We start from the raw sequence: 22,685 nt of genomic DNA, 5'->3' as shown, positions 1-22,685 counted from the left end.
TTGACAATGTTACTTCAACTCGTAGACTAAGCCAATATCACCACTGAGAAAAAATAAGAGAGTATTATGGAACTTGCACCTGTTCGTCACGATTGGACCCACGCTGAGGTTAAAGCATTATTTGAAATGCCATTTAACGATTTACTTTTTAAAGCAGCATCGGTTCACCGTGCTAACTTCAACCCAAATGAAGTGCAAATTTCTACGTTGTTATCAATTAAAACAGGCGCTTGCCCAGAAGATTGTAAGTACTGCCCGCAGTCAGGCCATTATCGAACCGATTTAGAACGCGAACGCTTAATAGAAGTAGAAAAAGTAGTAGAGCAAGCACGCCTTGCAAAACAAAAAGGCGCGACCCGTTTTTGTATGGGTGCTGCATGGTCAGATCCAAAAGACAGAGACATGCCATACATTTCGCAAATGGTTAAAGAAGTAAAAGAGCTAGGGCTAGAAACCTGTATGACGCTGGGTAAACTCACAAACGAAAAAGCCCATGAACTTCGAGACGCAGGGCTTGATTACTATAATCACAACCTTGACACGTCACCTGAATATTACGAGCAAATTATATCAACCCGTACTTTTCAAGATAGATTAAATACCATTGACCACGTACGCGATGCCGGTATGAAAGTATGCTCAGGCGGAATAGTCGGTATGGGCGAGCAAGCAAGCGACCGTTATGGGTTACTGATGCAGCTAGCTAATTTGCCACAACAGCCAGAAAGCGTGCCTATTAATATGCTCGTTAAAGTTAAAGGCACACCGCTTGAAAACGCAGACGATTTAGATCACTTTGAATTTGTACGTACCATTGCAACAGCACGCATTATGATGCCACACAGTTATGTGCGTTTATCGGCAGGGCGTAACGCCATGAACGAGCAAATGCAGTCAATGTGCTTTTTTGCAGGCGCTAACTCAATATTTTATGGCGATAAGCTACTTACCACCGAAAACCCAGACGCTGATGCCGATATGAACCTAATTAAAAAATTAGGCATGAACCCAGAAACGCGTCATGACTATTCAGACGAAGCAGTAGAAGCCTCGCTTTCATCGCAAGTAGCCGACAAAGCAACCTCTGAATTGTTTTACGAAGCGTAGGCTTTTATATCTATGCCTTTTGATTTTATAAACACGCATCTGCAGGCTCGCCTGCAAGATGCGTTACTTCGTAAACGCCACGTAGTGCAACATGCAACAGCGCGCACCATAACGGTTAATAATAAAACCTACCTTAACTTTGCCAGTAACGACTACTTAGGTTTTGCAGATGAGGCTGTTAACCTTAATGACTCCCACGCGTTAGGGAGTCACAGCTCAGCATTGGTTACAGGTTATCAGGCGCAGCAAAAAGTGCTCGAACAATACTTATGTGAGCAATTTGGTTATGGCGCAGGGATGCTATTTAACTCAGGGTTTAGCGCTAATAGCAGCGTAATTAAAGCGTTGTTTCAAGATAAAGCGGCTGCGCAAAACAGCGCTATTTTTCAAGATAAGTTAAATCATGCAAGCTTGATTGACGGGGCTATGCACTCTAACGCGGCTTTAGTGCGTTTTAATCACAACGACATGAACCATTTACGTTCACGGCTCGAAAAATCTAAAGCGCAAAACAAGCTTATTATAAGCGAAGGCGTGTTTTCGATGGATGGCGATACCGCGCCTCTTAAAGAATTACTCGCACTTGCAAAACAGCATAACGCATGGCTAATGATTGACGACGCACACGGCTTTGGTGCATTAGGCAAAACCGGTTTGGGCAGTTGCGAAGCATTTATTACTCAAACGCTGCCAGATATATTAGTCATTACCTTTGGTAAAGCAGTTGCCAGTAGTGGCGCGTGTGTATTAGGCAGTAAACAGTTTATTGATTACATGCTGCAATTTAATCGCGATTACACGTATTCAACCGCTATGTCGCCGCTTATGGCAAGTCACACACTTGCGCGTATTAAAAGCATAAAAACAGCCAATGATAAACGCGATAAACTAAATGCCAATATTGCGTTATTTAAGCAACTCGCTAAAACCCATAATATTGCTGTAATGCAATCAAACACAGCCATACAGCCCATTGTATTAGGCTGCGCTGAGCAAACATTGCAAACGGCAGATAAACTTAAACAACAGGGTATTTGGCTTACCGCAATCAGGCCGCCCACGGTTGCGCATAACACCTCGCGTTTACGCATTACTTTAACAGCCGCACATACCGAGCAAGACATAACGCACTTAGTTAAGCATTTAGTAGGTGCAATAGCATGACTGCTCAGCCAGTATTAAAAACAGATTTAATGCAAACACGTAAAGTAAAACCGTGCCTAGTGAGTAGCGAGTTAAATAGAGAGTTAACTCGCGAATTGGATAAAGAGCTAAGCAAGGAGCTTAAAAAGTCTACACAAAGTAAGTTTTCAAAGGCGGCAGCGCGTTATAACACCCATGCAAATGTTCAAAAACATGCTGCGAGCGATCTATTTTCACTCATAAAACCAGGCATTAATAAAAATAAGCTTTGTGTTGATTTAGGCGCAGGTCCGCTTGTTAATACGCATACCTTACAAAGTATGTTTGCAAGCGTTATTGCCATGGATTTGAGCATAAACATGCTGCAAAGTAGTAATTTAACCGCACCTAAAATATGCGCCGATATGGATAACTTACCGCTACAAGCAAACAGTGTTGATGTTATTTACAGTAACTTCGCAGTGCAGTGGTCTGCTAATTTTCCGGCTTTAATGCAATCACTTTACAACATATTAAAACTAGGCGGGCAGGCGTACATAAGCACTGTGGTAGAGGGCTCACTTAACGAAATAAAAACAGCCTTTGCAGCGCTTGATTCTAACAGCCACATAAATACTTTTAATAGTGAGCAGTATATAAACCAATCAGTCCAAAATGCAGGGTTTACTATTAACAGCGCTCAAAAACGTATTTACACCGATGAATACACAATACCTTTAAAAGCTATTGCCTCTATTAAGGCTATTGGGGCTACTACGCAAAATCATACCAATACACGTCAAGGGTTACTTACTAAATCGGCGCTACAAAAAGTATGCAGTGCGTATCCGCTTATAAATAACAAAGCATGTGTGTCTTATCATGTGGTGCTGTTATCATTACAAAAAAGCGATTAATTGCTAAGTTAACCAAAGTTAGATTCAGATCATAAGGCAAAGTAATGAAAGAATTTTTTATAACAGGCACCGACACCGATGCCGGAAAAACCCACGTTACCAGTTTGCTATTAAAGTTACTTGCCCAACACAAAAAACAAGCCATTGGCTTTAAACCTCTTGCTGCTGGCTGCGAAATGGCATTCGATCAGCTAGTAAATGCCGATGCCCTTATACTAATGGAAAGCGCAACAGTCAGCGCTAAATACGACGTAGTAAATCCGTTTGCGTTTGCACCACCTATTGCGCCGCACATAGCCGCTGAGCAAGTTGGGGTTAGTATTACTATTGATAAACTAAGTGATGCTTATAATGATGTAAAACAGCAGGGCGCTAATTACATACTTACCGAAGGTGCTGGTGGCTGGGCGTTACCTATTAACAATACGGAGTATTTATACGACTGGGTTAAAGCAGAGCAACTACCGGTAATACTGGTTGTTGGTATGAAGCTAGGTTGCTTAAATCATGCGTTACTAACCGCTGCGCATATGCAAAGTATGGGTATAAACTGCGTTGGCTGGATCGCAAACCAAGTCGATAAAAACATGGACGAGTATCAAGCAAACCTTGATTCACTCAAAGCACGTTTACCGTTCCCAATACTTGCTATAAGCCCATACAGCGAGCAAACTCCTAAGTTACAAATATACAAAAGCTTGCTTAGTGCATTATCTATAAACACTTAAGTGGTTTAAAAAAAGCTACTTTTTTAGGTAAATCTTGAAATAGTCAGCCTTAGTACACATATAAACATTTATAAATACATAGCTTGCTTAAAGACAATGTTACTAAGTTACTAAGGACATAACGACTATATGACGCACCCATTTATTGAAAGCTACGCCCCTGATGCGCACGTAAGCGCTGAGCCAAAAGCACTAAACTATGGCTTACCTAAAAAACGCGTAGGCATAATTGGTGGGGGTACAGCAGGCGCCACAATTGCCATTAGGCTTGCTGCGTTAGGGTTAGAAACTTATGTACTTGAAAAGAAAAAGTCGTTAATTGATGGCCCTCCAATGTGCCATTTGCATGCAGGTGGCAACTTATACCGTGAAATACCCGACGAAGACTGCATAGATTTACTCAAGCAATGTATAGATATTGCGCGCCTTTATCCTCACACTATTGATGTTCGCCCTACAGTATTTGCAGTGCCTAAGCGCGATGACGACTCACCCGAGGATTTATTTCCGCGTTTAAATAAATTAGTAAAAGCCTACAGCGAGCTTGTTGAGCAAGATAGCGCTAACAAAATATTAGGCGAGCCAGAGCATTATTATCAGTTATATAGTTATGAGCAAATGCTAAAGCTTGCTAAGCAAAAACAAGTAGCGAAGCCCACGTCGTTAGATGAGTGGATGATACCCGTTGCTAAGCATTTAGATTTAGATAAGCTAAAGTTTCCGCTCATTGCTGCACAAGAATATGGCTGGAATATATTTCGTTTATCGGCCAGTGCACAACTAGCACTTGCACAGTACAAACACGCTCACGTTTTAACAAGCACCAGTGTTAAAAATGTATCGCCAGTTATAAATACCAATAATGATAAGCAAACACTTAAATGGCGCATTGAATACCAATCAGAGCCAAGCCTTGATGAACAACCTGATACTTCAACTGATACACAAGCTGATTCACAAACCATTGAGGTAGATTACCTAATTAATGCGTGTGGTTTTCAAACCGGTATTATTGACGACCTCGTTAGGGTAGATGTAAAACGCATGGTCGAATTTAAAGCCTCTTACATTACTCATTGGCAAGGTGCTGGTGGGCAAATACCCGAAATAATTATTTACGGTAACCGTGGCACACCAGAAGGTATGGCGCAGCTAACGCCTTACCCTAATGGTTATTTTCAAATACACGGCATGACTAACAACATTACATTGTTTAATGATGGCTTAGCTGATGCCACGACAATGAGCGCACAACCTAAACTCCCCGATAAATATCTGCATTATATTAAAGATGGCTGGGACAAAGCAGCGTTGCAAACACGCACCCAAACAGCAATTGATTATGTAGCCGAGTTTGTACCTGCGTTTAAAACTGCTAATAAACAAAATAATGCCTTGTTTGGCGGGCAACAAATCCCAGGTGATGACGACACTTTGCGCGTAGCCGATGTAAGCTTATATTCACATATTAATTATGCGCGGGCCGAAAATGTTAAAGCATCGTCAACGTTAATAGCGGCAGATCAAATAGTGGGTGAGTTTATAAAGTTGGGAATAATAAGCAGCGATCCTGCTGTAAATCATCACCGCAGTACCCACCAATGGTCGTACCTTAAACATAATAGCGGCGAAAAAATTGGCGAAGTTGCACGCATATTGGCACACGAGCGTGGTTTTCCAATTGATATGGCAGAGCTAAATCATAGCTTGTAATAAGCTGATTTATAAAGAAACTTTAGTCTTAAATTTGCTGTAAAACCCTTCTTAAAAAAATTATCAATAAACACATAAATAACACTTGTGTTATGACATAGTTTGTCACAGAATAGCGCTAACGTTATGACATAGTGTGTCATGACGCAGTGATTGCTTTAACCTAATTTAATTTTATGTTCGGTGATCAAACCTATTTTTGTGAGGACAATATGAAACGTATATTTTTGTTTTTATTAACTAACCTAGCGGTTATGTTGGTATTAGGTGTAGTGCTTTCAATAATAATGAGTGCGCTGGGCTTAAGCCATCGTAGCCTAGGCGGAATTTTACTTATAGCCACAGTATTTGGTTTTGGTGGATCGTTTATTTCGTTATTTATGTCGAAATGGATCGCTAAAAAATCAACAGGCGCGCATGTAATTACGCAGCCTCGAAACGAAACCGAACATTGGCTTGTACAAACGGTATCTGCGCAAGCACAAAAAGCAGGTATTAAAATGCCAGAAGTGGCTATTTACGACAGCCCAGAAATGAACGCTTTTGCAACGGGTCCAAGTAAAAACAACTCATTAGTGGCAGTAAGCACAGGCTTAATGCACAACATGACCAAAGATCAAGCCGAAGCCGTACTTGCCCACGAAGTATCGCATATTGCTAACGGCGACATGGTAACGCTTACGCTAATACAAGGCGTGGTAAACACCTTTGTAATATTTGCCGCAAAAGTACTGGCAGGCATTGTAGATAACTTTATAAATAGCGATGAAGAAGAGGGCGGCAGTAGCTGGACATACTTCTTATTCGATATGTTATTCCAAGTATTATTTGGCGTGCTAGCAAGCATAGTAGTTGCAAGTTACAGCCGTAAGCGTGAGTTTGCAGCCGACAGCGGCGCAGCTAAATTAGTAGGTGCAGACAAAATGCGATCAGCCCTTGAGCGATTAAAGCAAAACCATCCTTCGCAATTAGAAGGCTCAATGATGGCCTTTGGTATTGCAAGTGGCAAAGGCATGGCTGAATTGTTTTCATCGCACCCGCCGCTTGATGCACGAATCGACGCACTACGTAAATAATTAGCTAAATAACGTAATTAGCAAACCTATAAGCCAGCTTAATCGCTGGCTTTTTGTTTTATACCAATTCGCTTATATTCATATCATTAAAGCTATAAATTGTATGGTTTAGCTAAGCGGTAACCCCTTTTATTTTTTATTGTATTTACCTTCTGATTTATTATTAGCTTACATAACAAAGCCCACTAAGCACCTCAGTAAAAGTATCAATTTTACTATTAAGCCATTATATCTAATAAAAAACTGAGTGAATTTTAACCTTGATAGTTATTGTAAATTAGACTATAACAATATTGGTTTTAGGTTAATTTAATGATGATATATTCACACACACAATATTGAACAGTAAAAATTTAATTTAAACCTTAACTATAACTCATTGGTTTTTAATTTATCTTTTGGTTTATCACAAGAGAGACATTAAAATTTGATGAGATATTACAATAATAAAAATAGATGAGTATTTGTTTAATTAAATTAGTTGTAGTCATTGTGAATAAAAGTGTATTTGAAGTGATGTAAAATATTCCATCATTTTTACTCACTGAGATGACGATTATAACATTTTGCTAAACGACTCATTTATTGCTTTAGTCTAAGGAATAAAAAATGAAAAAATCGATTTTTCGTAACACTGGATTAGTGACCTTAGTGTCACTATTAATGGCGTGCGGAGGGAATAATAACGACGCCGAGGTGCCAGAAGTACAAACACCTGAAGTTGTAGTGCCAGAAACGCCAGTACCTGACGCCCCAGAAGCGGCTGAAATAATAAATGGTAGCTTTGAAGAAGACGCGGCAGGGCAAACAACACCAGTTGGAAATTGGGTATTTAGGCCAGATCAAGAATCAAGTGCTTCTTCAACAATAGAAGTAATCGAATCAGAAGAAGGCGTTAATGCTTACAAAGGCACCAAAGCGGTTCAGGTTACTGTTAATACATTAGGTGATAACCCTTGGGGTATTGAAATAGCTTATGAGGACATTCCTATCACCGGCGGTAAAAATTACGAGTTTAGTGTTTGGGCCAAAGGGGAAGAGGGAACCAGTGCCGATTTTTGGATACAAACACCCGCTCCAGATTACGGCCAGCTTAGCCTAGTAAAAGAAACGCTAACAGGCGAGTGGCAAAAAATAACATTAACAGCAGCAACTGCCGAAGCTGACTCATTAGTTAGATTAGCAATTCACTTTTCAAAAGAAGAAAACATTAATAAATCTATATACATAGATGAGTTTTCAGGCTTTATTTTAGACGATGTACCAGCAGAAGAAATTCCTGATGTGCAATACAGCGAAGTAACAGCACAAAGTTTAAAAGCTTTAGCACCTAACTTCAACATAGGCGTTGCCGTGCCAGCGGGCGATTTTGGTAACAGCATAATAGATAGACCAGAAATTAAAACGATTATTGAACAACACTTTAATCAACTATCTGCCGAAAATATTATGAAGCCTACCTATTTACAACCTACCCAAGGCGAATTTTTTTATGATGATTCTGATGAGCTTGTAAACTACGCAAAAGACAACTCACTCACCGTGCATGGCCATGTTTTTGTGTGGCACTCACAAATAGCACCGTGGATGCAAAGTTTTCAAGGGGATAAAGCTGCTTGGATAACAATGATGGAAGATCACATAACGCAAATAGCCACTCATTTTGAAGAAGAAGGCGCTAACGATACCGTAGTGAGTTGGGATGTAGTTAACGAAGCGTTTATGGAAAATGGTAAATACCGTGGCGAAAAAACCACAAGTGACAGTGCCGATGAATCGGTGTGGTTTGAAAACATAGGTGCTGAATTTTTACCGCTAGCCTATAAAGCCGCAAGAGCTGCCGATCCCGATGCTGATTTATACTACAACGATTACAACCTGATTTGGAACGCCGACAAATTAGATGCCGTTATATCTATGGTTAACGATTTTCAAAATAATGGCGTGCCTATTGATGGCATAGGTTTTCAATCTCATATTTCACTCAACAGCCCTGATATTTCTACAATACAAGCTCATCTTCAAAAAGTGGTCGATATTCGCCCTAAAATTAAAGTTAAAATTACCGAATTAGATGTTCGAATGAACAACGAAGGTGGCATTCCTTTAACTTACCTAACAAGTGAAAGAGCGGATGAGCAAAAGCAGTATTACTACAATATTGTTAAAACCTATTTAGAAACTGTCCCTGAAGATCAACGCGGTGGCATAACTATTTGGGGTGTAATTGACGAAGATAGCTGGTTACAAAACTGGCCAGAGCCTACTACAGAATGGCCACTTTTATTTTTTAACGACTATACAGCTAAGCCAGCGTTACAAGGTTTTGCAAATGCATTAAAAGAGCTAATTGAAGTAGTAGAGCCAACACCTTCATCAGAACTGCTCACCAATGGTGACTTTGAAGCTGGGCTTGATTCATGGCAAGCGCGCGGAAGTGCAAGCATAACCCTAGATGCAACCCAAGCTCACACTGGCAGTAATAGTGCTTTAGTACAAGGGCGAACTGAAACTTGGAATGGTATTCAAAAAGATGTTAAAGGCTTATTTACAGCAGGTGAAACGTATAATGTGTCTGCATGGATTAAGTTATCTGACGATACCAGCACTGTTTCACCAGGGGTAAAACTAACCCTACAAATAGAGCACGCTAGCACTGAGTATCTTGAACTCACGCCCGTTACAACAGTAAGCGCGGGTAGTTGGGTACAGTTGTCAGGTACCTACACGCATTCAATCACAACACAAGAAAGTGTCGCTTTACTTTATGTTGAATCAAACGAGATCACAGCTGACTTTTATGCGGACGATGTATCACTAACATTACTAGAACAATAATATATTTAAATAAACGTATTTAACCCTAAATTAAATAGCCCGCATAATTTTATGCGGGCTATTTTTTCATAAGCACTTTTTAATTTAGTATCGGCTGCATATGCGGGTTTAAATACCAAAACTGCAAGCACTGTGTTTATATACAGTTATTTGTGTTGCTTTATAAAATAGTTACTTTTTTAAGCTATATGTGTTTACGGGGTTACTAGGTACGAGTAAAGTAAAATACTTTAAAGCCAGCAATACTTAACATTTAATACTTAACATTTAATACTTAACATTTAATACTTAACAAGGATGATTATTGTAATGGAAAAGGTGCAACACACTAAAGAATGTATTATGTGCTTTAGCGCCATAGATTCACGGGCTAAAAAATGTCCACAATGCACCTCACTTCAAGCTAAATATTCTAACTTAGAAAACAATCCCATTATTATTGGTGCATTAGCGCTTAGTATTGTTGGTATTTTTGGGTTTATTTTTTATCAAAATATTTATGTAGCAGGGCTTGAAGACCAAGCACAAAAAAACTTAATCGCTAATGTAAGCCAAATTCATACTAAAAATGAAAACGATGCATTGTATGTTGCATGCATAGGGCAGGTAAAAAACGAGTCGGACTTTTCGTTTAAAAATATAAAGTTTAAGGTCGATTTTTTAACAGATCAAAACACGCTAGTCGATACGCTATCAATAACCGACGAAGACCTAATTATACTTCCTAATGACTCAACAAACTTTAGAGTAAGAGGTATTGCGCAAAAACAAGCGGCTAGTTATAACAATTGCCAAGTAACAATGACCGATGCCTGGGCTTATAAATAAGCTATAAATCACTTACAAATTAATTATTAGCAGTTAGCTAAACCACTCGATTTTTTGTTTGTAATATTAGTTATTAACTTGCAAGCCACTAAATCCAAAATTTATATAAGCCATTTTCCTAGAGCGATTAAGAATATGGATGATTTATTACTTAAGTAATCGTTTATACACTCCTTGTAACTTGCAAGTGAGGGATCGAAAGTGAGCTTGATTGATGAAAGTACAAAGGATTTTGGAAGCATGAGCGTGTTGCTTCACAGCTTAGGAACTGATTGCTACCGCATTGAGTGGAATAGCAGAATGACCGGAGCTTCAATAAGCTTAATTCGTGTTAAAAAAAACGAATATATAGTTGTGCGCAAATGGGCAACCGCCCGCAATATAGATGACGTATCAGCAGAGTTTGATCGGGCTAACCAAGCACTAATTCATTTTTTAAATAATGTTGATGTAATTAAAAGTAAAAACGAAAGTATTGTTGCCGCTAAAGAGCATTGCATAAACTTATTTACCTCAGCTGAGGGCTTAAAACCAATTAGCCATCCGAGCCTACCTACGCCACGCTTACAAGAAGCAATAGGCAAAGAAGTCATTGTAAAATCAAGTTTAGGCAACTATCTAATATCAAAAGGCATGCTATTACAGCTATTAGGTAATCAAGCCGAGATCCAAGTTAATTCCGACCACCTTGACGAAGGCCAATTAAGGCAAAAGTTTTATACCAAACAAGTTCATGTTTGCTAATTAATTGCGCCATCAAAACTCAAAGGCAGCTTTACTTTAATGGTAAAGCCATTTTGTTTAAACACCTTAAAAGTCCCGCCTAACGCCGTAGTGCGCTCCTCTATAAACGCCAAACCGTAGTGACCTGAGTTATCTGTTGGGGTTACTAAAGTCCCGTTATCGCTAATTGTTAACTCAATAAATTCGTCGCTGTTTATTATATTTATAACCAGTTTGCTGTGCTTCATACAATTGGTTACTGCTTCTTGGCAAATTCGGTAAATAGCTATTTCGTGATCTTTTGAAAGGCTATTATCTAACTTAAATTGTGGCTGATACTTAATATTTGCCTTGTGCAGTAAGCTTTTTAGTCGCCCTTGTGTTATTGCCTTTTCTAAACCGAGTTCATCTAACTCACGCGGGCGAAGATAATGCATTAATTGATAAACAGAGTCATACATCGAATTAGCATTGTTTTTTAATGTAGTCACAAACGATTGGGTATCTTCGTTACTAAGGTGCGACAAAATAGCTAAATCTGTTTTTAATGCTGTTAGGTTTTGCCCTAATTCGTCATGCAACTCTTGCGAAAGGTGCTTTCGCTCGTTTTCTTGCACCGACACCATTTTGGCAGCCAGCGCCGTGTTTTGAGTTAGCTGCTCTTTAAGCTCTTTATTGATTTGCTTTAACTCGTTGTTTTTACGTTTAAGCTCAGTAATTGCAGCGCCTAAAACCATACTGGTAATTGCGTTTGCTAAAATAAATAACTGGCTAATGTAGGTATTGCTAGGCTCGTGCGTAATGCTTGCTTCAACAATTATTAATGCGTTAATTAGCGCTGCACTGCTTACAGCCCCTAACGAGCCATACTTATACGAAAACCAAATTATAGGTAATAACGATGCAAGCCTTAATAGCGGGTAGGTGTCTGGGCGAACCGCATAGACAAAAAATACAATTAATATAAAACACACTAAAGTGGCTACTAGGCCAAATAACTTAGTGAGCCTGACTGTGTTAAAACTGTATTTAGAATCGTAAATTAACATAATAAAAGGGGCAATTAACAACGAGCCAGTAATATCGCCCAAGCACATGTTTAACTGATATTGCAGTAGCTCTTTAGCAACCAATACATTTGTAAATTCAAACGCACTGGCAAACAAAAACCACTTTATAGATGTACTCGCAACACAAAGCAGTATTAACGAAAGTATACCTAGGCTGTCGTTAATGCTTGGCGGCCAACGGCTATTTTTAAACACATAAACAAGCGCTATAAAACAAAGCTCCTGCCAAAAGCCATGAAATAAATCAAACTCCCAAACCCCGCTGTATGTTAAACCAAGCTGTGCAGCTAAAGCGCGTGACACAACCCATAAGGTGAGCCAATAGCGTGTTGGAGTGAGTAAGTAAAACGCAATTTTTACGCCTGCGGGAATAAATATCGCGCTGCTCTCGGGTACGGTTTCAAGGTTTTGGCTAACCCAAAAAGCGGCGAGTGAAGCAATAAAGTAAATTAGCCCCACCAATAACTGTTTAGCTACCTCTTTGTATGCGGTAGTAAAACTAACATTAGATAAAGAAGAAACGTTAGGTAAGTTCATCTAACTGTATTACTCCCGCATCAATTGCAATTTTTAGCAGTTCAAACGAGGTCGTAACATTAAGTTTGCTATATATGTTTGCTTTGTGTACATGTGCTGTTTTAGGCATTATTTCGAGTATTTGCGCCACTTGTTTAGCGTTTAACCCCTTAGAAAATAACGGAAGTGCTTCAAGCTCTCTGTTAGTAAGTACAGTTAATGCTAAATTTTCGCTACTCATCGAAAAATTTACGTCTTCACTAATGTATCTTTTACCTAAAGCGACCGCTTTAACTGCATCTATTAGCTCATCAGAGGCAGAACGCTTAGACACATAACCCAAAGCACCTAATCGCAAAGCATTGCTTACATAAGGTTCGTGGTCGTGCATGGAGGCAACAATACTTTTAATATGCGGGAAAGACCCTTCAAGGTACGACAAAAAAGAAAGGCCGGTTTCAGTCCCGTTAAGCGATATATCAACAATAAATATATCAGGTGTTCAAGCTCTACAGCCAGCTTGGCTTCGGTCACGCTGCAGGCTTCAATAATTACTTTCCAATCTGGTTGTAATTCTAAAAGCTTTTTAAAGCTGTCTCTTACTAATTGATGATCTTCTATGATGCCAATGAGCATTTAAATCTCCTTTTATGCTTACAATACAGCGGGGCGGGTAACTAATTACCTAAAACGTTTAAATGGGTTACCTCACTTAAAAGCAAGGTAACAAAACCAGTGGTTCTAAATTGGTAATTAGTTGCTGGTGGAGATTACAACTAAGCTCTTTTTATAGCAGCTCATTGTTATTACTGAGAAAGAATAATTTCAGTAATACCTTCGGCAGATAGTATTTCAATCCAGTAGCCGTCAGGGTCTTTAATAAATGCTAAGCCTTTCATTGAGCCATCATCTGGCTTTTTAACAAACTCAACATCGTATTTTGCAAAGCGCTCACAGGCTTCGTAAACATCCGGTACGCTAATACCAATATGCCCAAATCCTTTTGGTTCTTGGTTACCACTGTGGTAGCCCTCAAAGCTGTCGTCGCTTTCAGTGCCCCAGTTATGGGTTAACTCAATTAGCGCAGGGCGACGAAACACCCATTCTGCTTTAGTTTTATCATCACCTTGTGGCAATTCTTGCTCGTAGCCTAAAAAGTAAAGCGTAAACTTCATACCAGGAAAATCATACTTACCTAACAGCTTCATACCTAATACATTTTGGTAAAATTCAAGCGACGGCTTTGGATCTTTAATACGTAACATAGTTTGTTGCATAACAAAGCCTTGAGTGGCCTGTTCAACTTGTTCTGGAGATTCGTTATAGTTAGACATGGTGATCCTTACTGAAAATTATAAAAAGGGTGTAAGTATTACGTGTTCCATCATAATCAACCGCCACTTAAATTAAAACCATTCTAGGTAATTCAACGCGTTATAATTGCCTTTAAATTACTAGCACAGTATTTGCAAAGCGTATAATTAAAACTAATGGGCTGTTAAACATCTCTTGTGCATATTATTAACACAAACTAGGACGTTTTTTTTGAAAACACTTTTACCTTTACTAAGTCTAATATTACAGGCTTTTTTATTACTCGCACTCACGAGTTTTTTTAGTGGGTTTTATAATGCGTATACAGTATTTGCTGGTGGTGATCCTAAGTTAATCGCGGGGCATATTTCATCAGCCATTGTTGTATCACTGATACAAATTATTCCTGCTTTAATTGGGCTTTTTATAAATACGTACGTGCTAAATAGTAGGTTAAATAAAAACATAAACAGCTCAGCCATTTTTATAAATATTTCAAAATTTTATGCCTACCTGTGGATTTTATTTATTCCACTTGGTACGTTTTTAGGTATTAAGCAATTAATTAGATTAAAAAATGTAAGTAAATAACGAGCACTTACAAAAAAGGAGCCATTATGTTTTACGATGATATTCAGGGGTTATTACGTGTACTTACAATAGGCGTACTGGGTTATATTGCACTGGTGTTCTGGCTGCGCGTATCGGGTAAACGTACGCTTTCAAAGTGGAACGTGTTCGACTTTATAGTCACCATTGCGCTGGGCTCTATATTAGCGTCTGTTATTATTTCAAAAAGTGTTCCGTTAGCTGAGGGCATACTCGCCTTTGTAGTATTAATAGGGCTGCAATATGTGATTACGTGGTTTAGTGTGCGCTCGTCAAAATTTGCTGCGCTTATAAAAGCAGAGCCCACGCTTTTACTGAGTGATGGTGAATACTGCACGGCTGCACTTAAATCGCAGCGGGTAACAAAATCAGAAATTCGCGCCGCTATTCGTGGCGCTGGTATATTAGCCATTGAAGATGTAGCCGCAGTAGTGCTCGAAACTGATGGCAGTTTTAGTGTACTTAAGCAAAATAACAGCGGGTTAAAAACCGCGTTAAGTGATGTAAGCGGGCATTAAATTAATACGCTAATAGTTATATTAACTAAGGCAGGTATATTACCTGCCTTATTTTGTATTAAAGTTTATTTTTATTTAGCGTGCTGCTCTAATAAACTAAAGGTAGGTAAGCGCCATTTAAAGCGTATTGATGCCATACGTATTAAGTAACCTGCAACCAAGCTCACAATAATGCTGATGTTGTCGTCAATATTGTAATGGTGTAGCGCTAAGTACAAGCACGCTACAAGTAACGATACACTCGCGTATAGCTCGTTATGTAATACCAACGGCGCTTGGCGACATATTAAATCACGCAGTAATCCACCAAATACGCCAGTAACAACCGCAGCCACTACACAAATACCATAATGCAGGCCCATATTTAGCCCCACTTGGCAGCCAATAATACTAAAAGCAGCTAAACCAAGGGCGTCTAGGCGCATAAATATGCCTTTAAATTTAACTACCCATTTAGCCAGCCACGTAGTAACAATACCTGCAATACAGGTAATTAATAAATACTCTGGGTGTTGTACCCACGTAAGCGGGTAATTGCCTAGTAATATATCTCGAACGCTACCACCGCCAATTGCGGTGGCGCTGGCTACCAGCACTACGCCAAACCAATCCATTTTCATTCGTCCTGCGCTAAGTGCGCCTGTCATGGCTTCTGCTGTAATACCAATAATATAAACAATCGTTAATAGCATGAGATAATCACTTAAAATACGTGCGTAAAAATAAGGTGTGGATTGTATAGATAAATTAAGTAAATAACGAATGAAAAATCATACTAAAAACGGTTAATTCAGATAGAAATAACTAATGACAAAACCTTGTGTAAACAAGCTGTTAAGCTGGTGTGTGAGTGCGTAATGGTTGATGTGAATTAAAGGACATTTGGCCGCAAATTATAAATAAAATAGGTTGAGGTTTAGTTGTTTTAGCACGCTTATTTGTAGCTAAATTTAATGGTTAAGTTTAATAATTAAGTTTAATAATTTGGTTTAGTAGGTAAAGCGTAAAATTAACGCAATATGAATATTTAGTTGCATGGTTTTAATTTAGGAACGTATAATAACAAGTGTTAACTAAATGGAATTTGCGTAAAACGCAGCTTAAGCAGAGCAGGTGGATACATGAACAAAGGATTGTTAAAGTCGTGGAAAACAGACAAAGGTTTTGGTTTTATTAAATCAGACACCCTAGAACACGACACATTTATACACATATCAGCGCTCAAACACATGAGCCGCAAGCCAAAAGTTGGCGATATCATTTACTTTGACGTTGCAACACAGCCTGATGGTAAAACCAAAGCAATTAACTGCCGTATAGAAGGCGTGGCAGAGCTTAAAGCACCTTATCAAAAACACACACAACAGCCGCATCGCATTGCCAAATCTAATTTTTCTAGTAGCTTTTTAGGCAAAGTTGCCTCAATAGCGCTTATTGCTGCACTTTGTTTTTATGCGATTAATAAATACAGTTCTCACTCAAACACTATAAATTTAAGTAGTGTTCGTTCAAATAATCACGCATCGTTGATGAAAATATCTGAAGATTGTTATTCCTAAAATAACACAAAACGTTACCTCAAGTGGCAAGCAATACTGTAATCAAACATAGAATAAACCTCACCTTAATAAACAGGAATAACATGATGAATAAAAATATTTTAAAAGCATTAATCCTAACGGTGGCATCGCTATCACTTGTAGCATGTGGCGGCGGTGACGAAAAAACTCCAACTCCAACCACTCCAGTTACACCTCCAACTGGTGGCGGTGATGACGACGATACTGGTGGCGATACTGGAACAATAAAAGATTTCAAAGTTAATATCGTGGTTGATGTTAATACTGTTGGAGAGGGAGAGTCATTATCATTCCCGGTTACATTGACAGATGCAAACGCAGACATTGTTACTACAATCAATAAAGCAATTCCAGATAACACGTACAGCGTGGCTTTTACCCAGTTAACAAGTACTACGGGGGTTATAGACGTAACTGTTGGGGAATTGATTAGAGATTCATCTACGTCATTCACTATCAACTTTGACGACACGACGAATATCATTAATTCAACGATATCAATCAATTTAATCAACACATCAGCAATTGCGATTCTTAAAAAATCGGAAAGCGCAGTAAGAAATGTTAACGCCTTACTTTTAATGACTCCAGAAAAAAAGTTAATTAACCGAATTTCAGAATTAGCCAAAATCGTTAATAACGAAAACTACACGAATTTCAGTTCGAGTTTCAGTTCTACGGAGGCAGCTTACCTTGAAGAACAGACAAAAGAGCGACTTTTAAACATAGCTGCAACACTAGATGAAGCCAATAAACGTTACTTCGCCCAGCAAGGTAGTGAAAATGACTTTCCTGACACTTTAGTCTCATTTGAACAAAACTTGTCAGCACTAACATCAATAAAGGTCGAAAATATCAACCATCAAATTGAGCAAACTGGAGGGTTGGTTAGTGAAATTAAAACTGGTGCTTATGAGTATTCAGAAGAGTATGACACTTTCTCTCTATTTATTGGCAACGAAGAATTAGGCTCTTATAACGACGATGGAACATGGGTGTTTAAAAATGAATTCAAATTATTAACATCAGTAGTAATCCCTAACATCGAAACTTGTGAAGCACAATAAGGTATATGAAAATGAAAAACTTTAAAATGAAAGCACTAGCAGTAATGACATTAGCCCTTGTAGCTTCACCATCAATGGCAAGTGATACAGTTCGACTTATGGTTTTAGATAAGAACCCAATGCAAAAAGTGAGTTCAAAAAAAGCTCAAATCAGCACATTTAGCCAAGCATCTTTACCAAATGTAGGCGAATCTTGTTTAACAACGCCAGATGGAAATAATGAATGGTGTATAACAAAAAAGGCTAAGAAAGTTGGCGTGAGTTATAACACAGCTTCTCAGCAGAGTTCTGTAAGTTTCAACCAAATGGAAGTAGTTGAACTACCTTCTTACGGCTATGACGCAAACAGTGTTGCTGAAATGTTAAACGAAGATGGTCGGTTTGGTTATGTTGAAGTTGACTATGAAGTAACTACTGGTGATTTCCAAAAAATTGTTGCGAACCAAGAATCAGTTGATTCGCCAAGAAGTAACGATCCTAACTATAGCAGTCTTAATGATTACTTTACTTCTGTCGAAGAGTCGCCTGTAGGAATGGATATATTTAATGCATGGGACAAGTACCCATTGTTTGATAAAAAAGATAGTATTGATGTTCTTGTTTTTGACTCATCTTTCTTTCTAAATGACGATCTTGATTACCATGTTGCCGGTGGACGTAGTTTTTCTTTAGTCCCACTTACAGAAAATGGACCATTTCAGGATCGTGGTAATACTTTCGATCCACCACAAGAAGCTCTTGATTTGGGTATTTGTACTGGTCATGGCTTAAGTGTTGCGGGTATTATTGCTGCTACAAACAATAATGGTATTGGTGCTAGCGGAGTGTTGAATAATGTAGTACTTCACCCTATTCGCGTTATGACTTGTGGTAAAGGATATCTATCTGATTCAATAGAAGCTTTAGAATGGGCTGCTGGTAAACCTATTGAAAACGTTAATCCATACGAAGGTAAGCCAGGCGTTATTAATATAAGTCTAAGAGCTATTAGTGATCGTTGTGGTGATACATTGCAAGCAGCAATTAATAAAGCGACTGACGCTGGGTTTACTGTCGTTGTTGCGGTTGGTAATGATAACGCTAATGACAGATTGGCAGTGCCGGCATCTTGTGAAAATGTAATATCTGTAGCATCACTTGATAAGAGCGGCTCTAAATCATCCTTTTCTAACTATGACGAAAACGTCAAAGTATCAGTTTTAGGTGAGTTTTTAGCGACACCGTGTGATGAAACAAACGACTCTTGCCTTATTTCAGGAACCTCGACGGCATCACCTTTAGTTGCTGGTGTTATCGCTGCGACGCGACTAAAGGCTAATCCAAGTCGAGAAGTTTTAGACTTAGCACTGAAATTTAGCTCTAACTCATCTGTGATTAAAGATGATTGTGTTATTGGTGGTGTTAGTATGTGTGGTTCGGGTGTTCCAAATCTAATGAAAATGATTGATATTTCAGAAAGAGCGGCAAATGGCACTTTGAATACAATTGAATTCGTTTTAGATAAAGATGGTGCTTGTGATGATACTTGGTTGTTAAATAACTTTAGTGACGCATTACCGATTTGTGAAATTCAAAAAGTAACGTTCTTTGCGGGTAACATTGCTTTTAATACTACATTTAAACTTTTCGAATCAGCAAAGGGAACTACCGAAGAAGCTACTCTTATCGGTGAATACACCAAAAGCGAAGCTTATGTTAGTGCTTTAAATGTAGCTGAAAATGACTATACAGTTCAGTATTGTGAGTCAGGTGTTTGTAATGATACTTTCTTTGAGGTTAATACAGACTTGGCTACAGAAGAGTTTAAACCTGAATCTTGTAAGTAAAAAATCATGTTATCAAAAACGCACTTAGGTGCGCTTTTCCCTTTCGGGAAAATATATTTAACAATACACCGATCCTAAATTGTGCACCTAATTAAACGAATTACTAAGCTTTAATAAGTGTGAATAAAGCTATGAATAAATTGATCACTACAACCTTACGAGGTCAAATTAAAGTGAATGCGCAATGTCAACTGTATTGCCTTGTTCATAATATAGAAAAGCTGAAAAACACGATGAATTAAGAAGAGTAAGACCTTTTAACCTAAAATAAAGCCACTCAAAGACTAATAACACTTTCAAAAATGCCAATTAAAACAATACCAAACACTTATTTTTATGCTGCATAAAGGTACGGTAATAGATTGAACCAAAATAGGAACTCAGCTATGGTTTGTTTATAAATAAAAACATATAAAAACGAGTTAATCTACTGGCTCGTTATAAATCTTAATAAAGTAATGGAGTACACATGAAAATTAACTATCTAATAATGTCTACACTAGTCATGATCTCAGGCTGTAATGAATCGGATTCCAACAATGATATCGAAGTGTATATAAGTACGGGGGAGCTACAATGTCAGGAAAACGGTTTATCTATTTCAGTAACTAAGAGTTATTTACTCGATGCTAATGTAGAAGTGAAAAATGAAAGTTGTGGTTATTTAACTCAATTTACTTACGCTGCGGTGTGTGGTGGGGGAACAGGGAAGTTACATGTATTCACTATTGATAAAACCGATTCACAAGTTGCAAAAAATATAGGTTTTACTATACCTGACAGCTCAGTTTCTGAAGATGATTATATAAAATTAGAGTGTGGTATCTAACGATTTATAACTATAAGCCATTTAAGCAGGACTTTGCTCTTTTCCCGTTTTAGTGGAGACTGTAGTGGTCAATAATGGAATTAACAGTGGAATTAACAGTGACACCCATCCTAGATTTTTCTCTTTTCAAAATTTAGGACTACGTTTTAGTTAGTGCAAAAAAACGAGCAGGGTGTCTTATGGCAATTGCAAGAAAGCGTCAAGTAAGTTTGGTTGATACAAAATACTATCACTGTATTTCACGCTGTGTTCGTCGTGCATTTTTATGTGGAGAAGACCGTTTTACTGGTCAATCTTACGAGCATCGACGAGGGTGGGTTGAAGATAAGCTGCTTGAATTAGCAAAGGTATTTTGTATTGATGTGTGTGCTTATGCTGTTATGAGTAATCACACTCACTTAGTCCTGTATGTAGATGATAATCGAGCAAACAGGCTGAATGATAAAGCGATTGTTATCCGCTGGCATAAACTGTGTAAAGGCACAGTGTTAACGCAGAAATATGTTCGAGGTGAGAAGTTAAGTAAAGTTGAGCTCATCTTTTTCAACCAAACGGTTAAACAATACCGCGAACGCTTATCAAGTATCAGCTGGTTTATGCGGCTCTTAAATGAAGACATTGCGCGCAGAGCAAATAAAGAAGACAACTGCACTGGTAGGTTCTGGGAGGGTAGATTCAAATCGCAGGCATTACTAGATGAAGCAGCACTTGCGGCCTGTATGGCCTATGTCGATTTAAATCCCATTAGAGCTAAAATGACTAACACACCAGAAGAGTCAGACCATACCAGTGTACAAAAGCGTTTAACATGCACAGCAGAAGGTAAACAACCAAAACAGTTACTACGTTTTGCTGGTATGCTCGTCAGATTATGCCCAAAGGGCTGCCGTTTGAGCTTAAATCGTACCTTGAACTTGTTGAGCTAACAGGGCGAATAATACGAGAAGATAAACGCGGGCATATTGATAATATGAACCTTCCTTTGTTAGAAAGGCTTAATATATCCCCAGAGAACTGGCTAAAACTCACTACGCAATTTACGCGCGTATTTCATGGTGCAGTAGGCAGACCCACTTCACAAGCAAGTTACTGTGAAAATTTAAAGCGTAAACGGCGATCAAATATTAGCAACTGCGAAAAGCTACTCGCATAAAACTTAAGCTACTCAGTAAAACTATTCAGTAAAACTATTCAGTAATAAATCACAACTGCATTATGCAGTTATTTTCATGCGTGTAATTTAGGTTTAATAGGGCTAATTACTCATTTAACGGATGAAATAAAGTGACCCAGTCATAAAAGATAAATTTTGAACTTGAAGAGCGAATTTTTTGGCATAGTTTTGTTTGTTCAATTAAAGTGGCTGTCTAGTTTAGTCATCGGCGAATTAGCATTTCTAATACACGCCGATGTTTATGACTTATTTAAGTAAGCACATTACTTGTAAGGTATTAAGCCTTAGTCTGCTTTACGGTTAAGGCTTATTAAACAGATTGCTAAAAGTAATGTAGCAATCATGCCTGAAGCGCCAGCAACTCCTGATGGCATAAAACCATCACGGCCAAAGATGATTAATATAGCATTGGCAAACATAGCAACCACACCAGCTAAGGCAGTAAGCCCTCCAATTGCTTTACCACCTTTAGCGATGAAAGACAGGCCAAAAACAACTGCTGCTAATCCCAATAATAATTTAGCTGCGTAGTAAATCATGAATGACAAAGAAACCACGCCACTAATTAAAGGTTGTGCGCCTTCTACGGCACCCGCTACTTTTCCAAATGTTGAAAATAAAGTAAGGCCAATGCTTACCTGCACTATGTTAAGAATCGCGCTAAATGTTATAGCCGACCATCCTAGCTGAGAGTTTTGTGCTTGCACCATAGCAGAACCCGCGAAGGCAACAAGTAGAGTGAAAACCACGGCTTCTAGTCCCCATGCATACTGCCTTGAAAAACTAATTTCTGCACTGTAAAGGGCAGTAAAAACAGCCTGTGTTAACGCCAATACCAACAATAAAGATGCCGTAATTAGCATGGTGCGTTTATTCGTAAGTTCCATTATGTACCTCTTATAATTTTATATTTTATATTTTATATTTTATGCTTTTTAAAAAACTGTAATAGCCCTCATACTTGGGTAGAAGACAGGTAAAGCTATTTAATTATTTCACTCAAACCTACAAAAGTAATAATTAATAACAAATAGGCTCAAGCTACGGATTTTAATTAAAACTTAAATCGGCAAAGTCGCTATGATTGAAGCCATTTATGCCTCTAAAAGCGCAGGGTCTCACACCCTCTT

The 22,685-nt window shown here is 38.5% G+C and carries 20 protein-coding genes and 3 pseudogenes; 17 read left to right on the top strand and 6 right to left on the bottom strand.

The genetic code is table 11. The features are described 5' to 3' along the window. Nucleotides 1-66 precede the first annotated feature (66 nt). The 9 genes from bioB to I6E70_RS10880 all read left to right on the top strand — a co-directional run bounded on the left by bioB (nucleotide 67) and on the right by I6E70_RS10880 (nucleotide 11,073). A complete protein-coding gene (gene bioB / locus I6E70_RS10920) occupies nucleotides 67-1,107 on the top strand; it encodes a biotin synthase BioB (RefSeq protein WP_197188705.1) in 1,041 nt (346 codons plus the stop codon). Between the two features lie 12 nt (nucleotides 1,108-1,119). Beyond that, nucleotides 1,120-2,271 (top strand): aminotransferase class I/II-fold pyridoxal phosphate-dependent enzyme, encoded by a 1,152-nt coding sequence (locus tag I6E70_RS10915; RefSeq protein WP_197188704.1) that lies wholly within the window; start codon nucleotides 1,120-1,122, stop codon nucleotides 2,269-2,271. Beyond that, nucleotides 2,268-3,146 (top strand): methyltransferase domain-containing protein, encoded by an 879-nt coding sequence (locus I6E70_RS10910; protein WP_197188703.1) that lies wholly within the window; start codon nucleotides 2,268-2,270, stop codon nucleotides 3,144-3,146. Before I6E70_RS10915 ends, I6E70_RS10910 begins: the two co-directional genes overlap by 4 nt. Before the next feature lie 44 nt (nucleotides 3,147-3,190). Beyond that, the gene (gene bioD, locus I6E70_RS10905) at nucleotides 3,191-3,874 is read left to right on the top strand and encodes a dethiobiotin synthase (RefSeq protein WP_007586785.1); all 684 of its coding nucleotides are present in this window, start codon (nucleotides 3,191-3,193) and stop codon (nucleotides 3,872-3,874) included. 129 nt (nucleotides 3,875-4,003) lie between these two features. Beyond that, entirely contained in the window at nucleotides 4,004-5,587 is a 1,584-nt protein-coding gene (locus I6E70_RS10900) for an FAD-dependent oxidoreductase (protein WP_197188702.1), read from the top strand. 212 nt (nucleotides 5,588-5,799) lie between these two features. Next, nucleotides 5,800-6,663 carry a protease HtpX gene (gene htpX / locus I6E70_RS10895; protein WP_197151092.1) on the top strand — a complete coding sequence of 288 codons (864 nt, stop codon included), beginning with the start codon at nucleotides 5,800-5,802 and terminating at the stop codon, nucleotides 6,661-6,663. A 609-nt stretch (nucleotides 6,664-7,272) separates the two neighbouring features. Further along, complete coding sequence (locus I6E70_RS10890) at nucleotides 7,273-9,501, top strand: endo-1,4-beta-xylanase (protein ID WP_197188701.1); 2,229 nt, start codon at nucleotides 7,273-7,275, stop codon at nucleotides 9,499-9,501. Nucleotides 9,502-9,810: 309 nt separating this feature from the next. Further along, nucleotides 9,811-10,329 carry a hypothetical protein gene (locus tag I6E70_RS10885; protein ID WP_197188700.1) on the top strand — a complete coding sequence of 173 codons (519 nt, stop codon included), beginning with the start codon at nucleotides 9,811-9,813 and terminating at the stop codon, nucleotides 10,327-10,329. A 240-nt stretch (nucleotides 10,330-10,569) separates the two neighbouring features. Then, the gene (locus I6E70_RS10880) at nucleotides 10,570-11,073 is read left to right on the top strand and encodes a hypothetical protein (protein ID WP_197188699.1); all 504 of its coding nucleotides are present in this window, start codon (nucleotides 10,570-10,572) and stop codon (nucleotides 11,071-11,073) included. Here I6E70_RS10880 and I6E70_RS10875 read toward each other — a convergent pair. The 4 genes from I6E70_RS10875 to gloA form a co-directional block, all read right to left on the bottom strand. After that, nucleotides 11,070-12,659: an MASE1 domain-containing protein gene (locus I6E70_RS10875; RefSeq protein ID WP_197188698.1), complete on the bottom strand. Its 1,590-nt coding sequence runs from the start codon at nucleotides 12,657-12,659 to the stop codon at nucleotides 11,070-11,072. The two genes, I6E70_RS10880 and I6E70_RS10875, sit on opposite strands and share 4 nt — an antisense overlap. After that, nucleotides 12,646-13,080, bottom strand: a complete 435-nt coding sequence (locus I6E70_RS10870) for a response regulator transcription factor (protein ID WP_231620098.1) — start codon at nucleotides 13,078-13,080, stop codon at nucleotides 12,646-12,648. Before I6E70_RS10870 ends, I6E70_RS10875 begins: the two co-directional genes overlap by 14 nt. Then, nucleotides 13,005-13,274, bottom strand: a complete 270-nt coding sequence (locus I6E70_RS20670; RefSeq protein ID WP_231620103.1) for a hypothetical protein — start codon at nucleotides 13,272-13,274, stop codon at nucleotides 13,005-13,007. The genes I6E70_RS10870 and I6E70_RS20670 overlap by 76 nt, the downstream gene beginning before the upstream one ends. Before the next feature lie 170 nt (nucleotides 13,275-13,444). Beyond that, the gene (gene gloA / locus I6E70_RS10865) at nucleotides 13,445-13,972 is read right to left on the bottom strand and encodes a lactoylglutathione lyase (RefSeq protein WP_024589304.1); all 528 of its coding nucleotides are present in this window, start codon (nucleotides 13,970-13,972) and stop codon (nucleotides 13,445-13,447) included. Between the two features lie 211 nt (nucleotides 13,973-14,183). Here gloA and I6E70_RS10860 point away from each other — a divergent pair, with 211 nt between their 5' ends. Both I6E70_RS10860 and I6E70_RS10855 read left to right on the top strand, forming a co-directional pair. After that, nucleotides 14,184-14,543 carry a hypothetical protein gene (locus I6E70_RS10860; RefSeq protein WP_197188697.1) on the top strand — a complete coding sequence of 120 codons (360 nt, stop codon included), beginning with the start codon at nucleotides 14,184-14,186 and terminating at the stop codon, nucleotides 14,541-14,543. A 26-nt stretch (nucleotides 14,544-14,569) separates the two neighbouring features. Beyond that, nucleotides 14,570-15,079: a DUF421 domain-containing protein gene (locus I6E70_RS10855; protein ID WP_182681276.1), complete on the top strand. Its 510-nt coding sequence runs from the start codon at nucleotides 14,570-14,572 to the stop codon at nucleotides 15,077-15,079. A 71-nt stretch (nucleotides 15,080-15,150) separates the two neighbouring features. On the opposite strand, the gene I6E70_RS10850 is transcribed toward I6E70_RS10855, so the two are convergent. Beyond that, nucleotides 15,151-15,771 carry a trimeric intracellular cation channel family protein gene (locus I6E70_RS10850; protein ID WP_002961255.1) on the bottom strand — a complete coding sequence of 207 codons (621 nt, stop codon included), beginning with the start codon at nucleotides 15,769-15,771 and terminating at the stop codon, nucleotides 15,151-15,153. A gap of 429 nt (nucleotides 15,772-16,200) precedes the next feature. Here I6E70_RS10850 and I6E70_RS20905 point away from each other — a divergent pair. From I6E70_RS20905 to I6E70_RS10820, 6 genes and pseudogenes are all read left to right on the top strand, one after another. Then, nucleotides 16,201-16,417 (top strand): annotated as a pseudogene (locus I6E70_RS20905) (cold shock domain-containing protein); the annotation flags it as partial. A gap of 304 nt (nucleotides 16,418-16,721) precedes the next feature. Beyond that, nucleotides 16,722-17,726 (top strand): hypothetical protein, encoded by a 1,005-nt coding sequence (locus tag I6E70_RS10840; RefSeq protein WP_197188696.1) that lies wholly within the window; start codon nucleotides 16,722-16,724, stop codon nucleotides 17,724-17,726. Nucleotides 17,727-17,737: 11 nt separating this feature from the next. Continuing rightward, nucleotides 17,738-19,552 carry a S8 family peptidase gene (locus tag I6E70_RS10835; RefSeq protein ID WP_165726075.1) on the top strand — a complete coding sequence of 605 codons (1,815 nt, stop codon included), beginning with the start codon at nucleotides 17,738-17,740 and terminating at the stop codon, nucleotides 19,550-19,552. 113 nt (nucleotides 19,553-19,665) lie between these two features. Next, nucleotides 19,666-19,794 (top strand): annotated as a pseudogene (locus tag I6E70_RS20865) (transposase); the annotation flags it as partial. 227 nt (nucleotides 19,795-20,021) lie between these two features. Next, nucleotides 20,022-20,381: a hypothetical protein gene (locus I6E70_RS10825; protein ID WP_197188695.1), complete on the top strand. Its 360-nt coding sequence runs from the start codon at nucleotides 20,022-20,024 to the stop codon at nucleotides 20,379-20,381. 179 nt (nucleotides 20,382-20,560) lie between these two features. Continuing rightward, nucleotides 20,561-21,534: pseudogene (locus tag I6E70_RS10820) on the top strand (transposase). 305 nt (nucleotides 21,535-21,839) lie between these two features. Here the strand turns inward: I6E70_RS10820 and I6E70_RS10815 are convergent. Further along, nucleotides 21,840-22,442: a thiamine biosynthesis protein ThiC gene (locus I6E70_RS10815; protein WP_197188694.1), complete on the bottom strand. Its 603-nt coding sequence runs from the start codon at nucleotides 22,440-22,442 to the stop codon at nucleotides 21,840-21,842. Between the last annotated feature and the right edge of the window lie 243 nt (nucleotides 22,443-22,685).

Origin of the sequence: Pseudoalteromonas sp. NGC95 (genome assembly GCF_015864705.1) — a bacterium.
Taxonomy (GTDB): domain Bacteria; phylum Pseudomonadota; class Gammaproteobacteria; order Enterobacterales; family Alteromonadaceae; genus Pseudoalteromonas; species Pseudoalteromonas arctica.
Note: the sequence above shows the minus strand (reverse complement) of the source record. Positions and strands in the feature narration are given on the sequence as shown.

Bases quoted from the DNA above. Each gene is read 5' to 3' on its own strand.
- I6E70_RS20670 (WP_231620103.1), bottom strand. From the start codon at position 13,274: ATGCTCATTGGCATCATAGAAGATCATCAATTAGTAAGAGACAGCTTT.
- I6E70_RS10890 (WP_197188701.1), top strand. From the start codon at position 7,273: ATGAAAAAATCGATTTTTCGTAACACTGGATTAGTGACCTTAGTGTCA.
- I6E70_RS10825 (WP_197188695.1), top strand. From the start codon at position 20,022: ATGAAAATTAACTATCTAATAATGTCTACACTAGTCATGATCTCAGGC.
- I6E70_RS10840 (WP_197188696.1), top strand. From the start codon at position 16,722: ATGATGAATAAAAATATTTTAAAAGCATTAATCCTAACGGTGGCATCG.
- I6E70_RS10850 (WP_002961255.1), bottom strand. From the start codon at position 15,771: ATGCTATTAACGATTGTTTATATTATTGGTATTACAGCAGAAGCCATG.
- gloA (WP_024589304.1), bottom strand. From the start codon at position 13,972: ATGTCTAACTATAACGAATCTCCAGAACAAGTTGAACAGGCCACTCAA.
- I6E70_RS10875 (WP_197188698.1), bottom strand. From the start codon at position 12,659: ATGAACTTACCTAACGTTTCTTCTTTATCTAATGTTAGTTTTACTACC.
- htpX (WP_197151092.1), top strand. From the start codon at position 5,800: ATGAAACGTATATTTTTGTTTTTATTAACTAACCTAGCGGTTATGTTG.
- I6E70_RS10885 (WP_197188700.1), top strand. From the start codon at position 9,811: ATGGAAAAGGTGCAACACACTAAAGAATGTATTATGTGCTTTAGCGCC.
- bioB (WP_197188705.1), top strand. From the start codon at position 67: ATGGAACTTGCACCTGTTCGTCACGATTGGACCCACGCTGAGGTTAAA.
- I6E70_RS10835 (WP_165726075.1), top strand. From the start codon at position 17,738: ATGAAAAACTTTAAAATGAAAGCACTAGCAGTAATGACATTAGCCCTT.
- I6E70_RS10815 (WP_197188694.1), bottom strand. From the start codon at position 22,442: ATGGAACTTACGAATAAACGCACCATGCTAATTACGGCATCTTTATTG.
- I6E70_RS10915 (WP_197188704.1), top strand. From the start codon at position 1,120: ATGCCTTTTGATTTTATAAACACGCATCTGCAGGCTCGCCTGCAAGAT.
- I6E70_RS10900 (WP_197188702.1), top strand. From the start codon at position 4,004: ATGACGCACCCATTTATTGAAAGCTACGCCCCTGATGCGCACGTAAGC.
- I6E70_RS10880 (WP_197188699.1), top strand. From the start codon at position 10,570: ATGAGCGTGTTGCTTCACAGCTTAGGAACTGATTGCTACCGCATTGAG.
- I6E70_RS10910 (WP_197188703.1), top strand. From the start codon at position 2,268: ATGACTGCTCAGCCAGTATTAAAAACAGATTTAATGCAAACACGTAAA.
- I6E70_RS10855 (WP_182681276.1), top strand. From the start codon at position 14,570: ATGTTTTACGATGATATTCAGGGGTTATTACGTGTACTTACAATAGGC.
- bioD (WP_007586785.1), top strand. From the start codon at position 3,191: ATGAAAGAATTTTTTATAACAGGCACCGACACCGATGCCGGAAAAACC.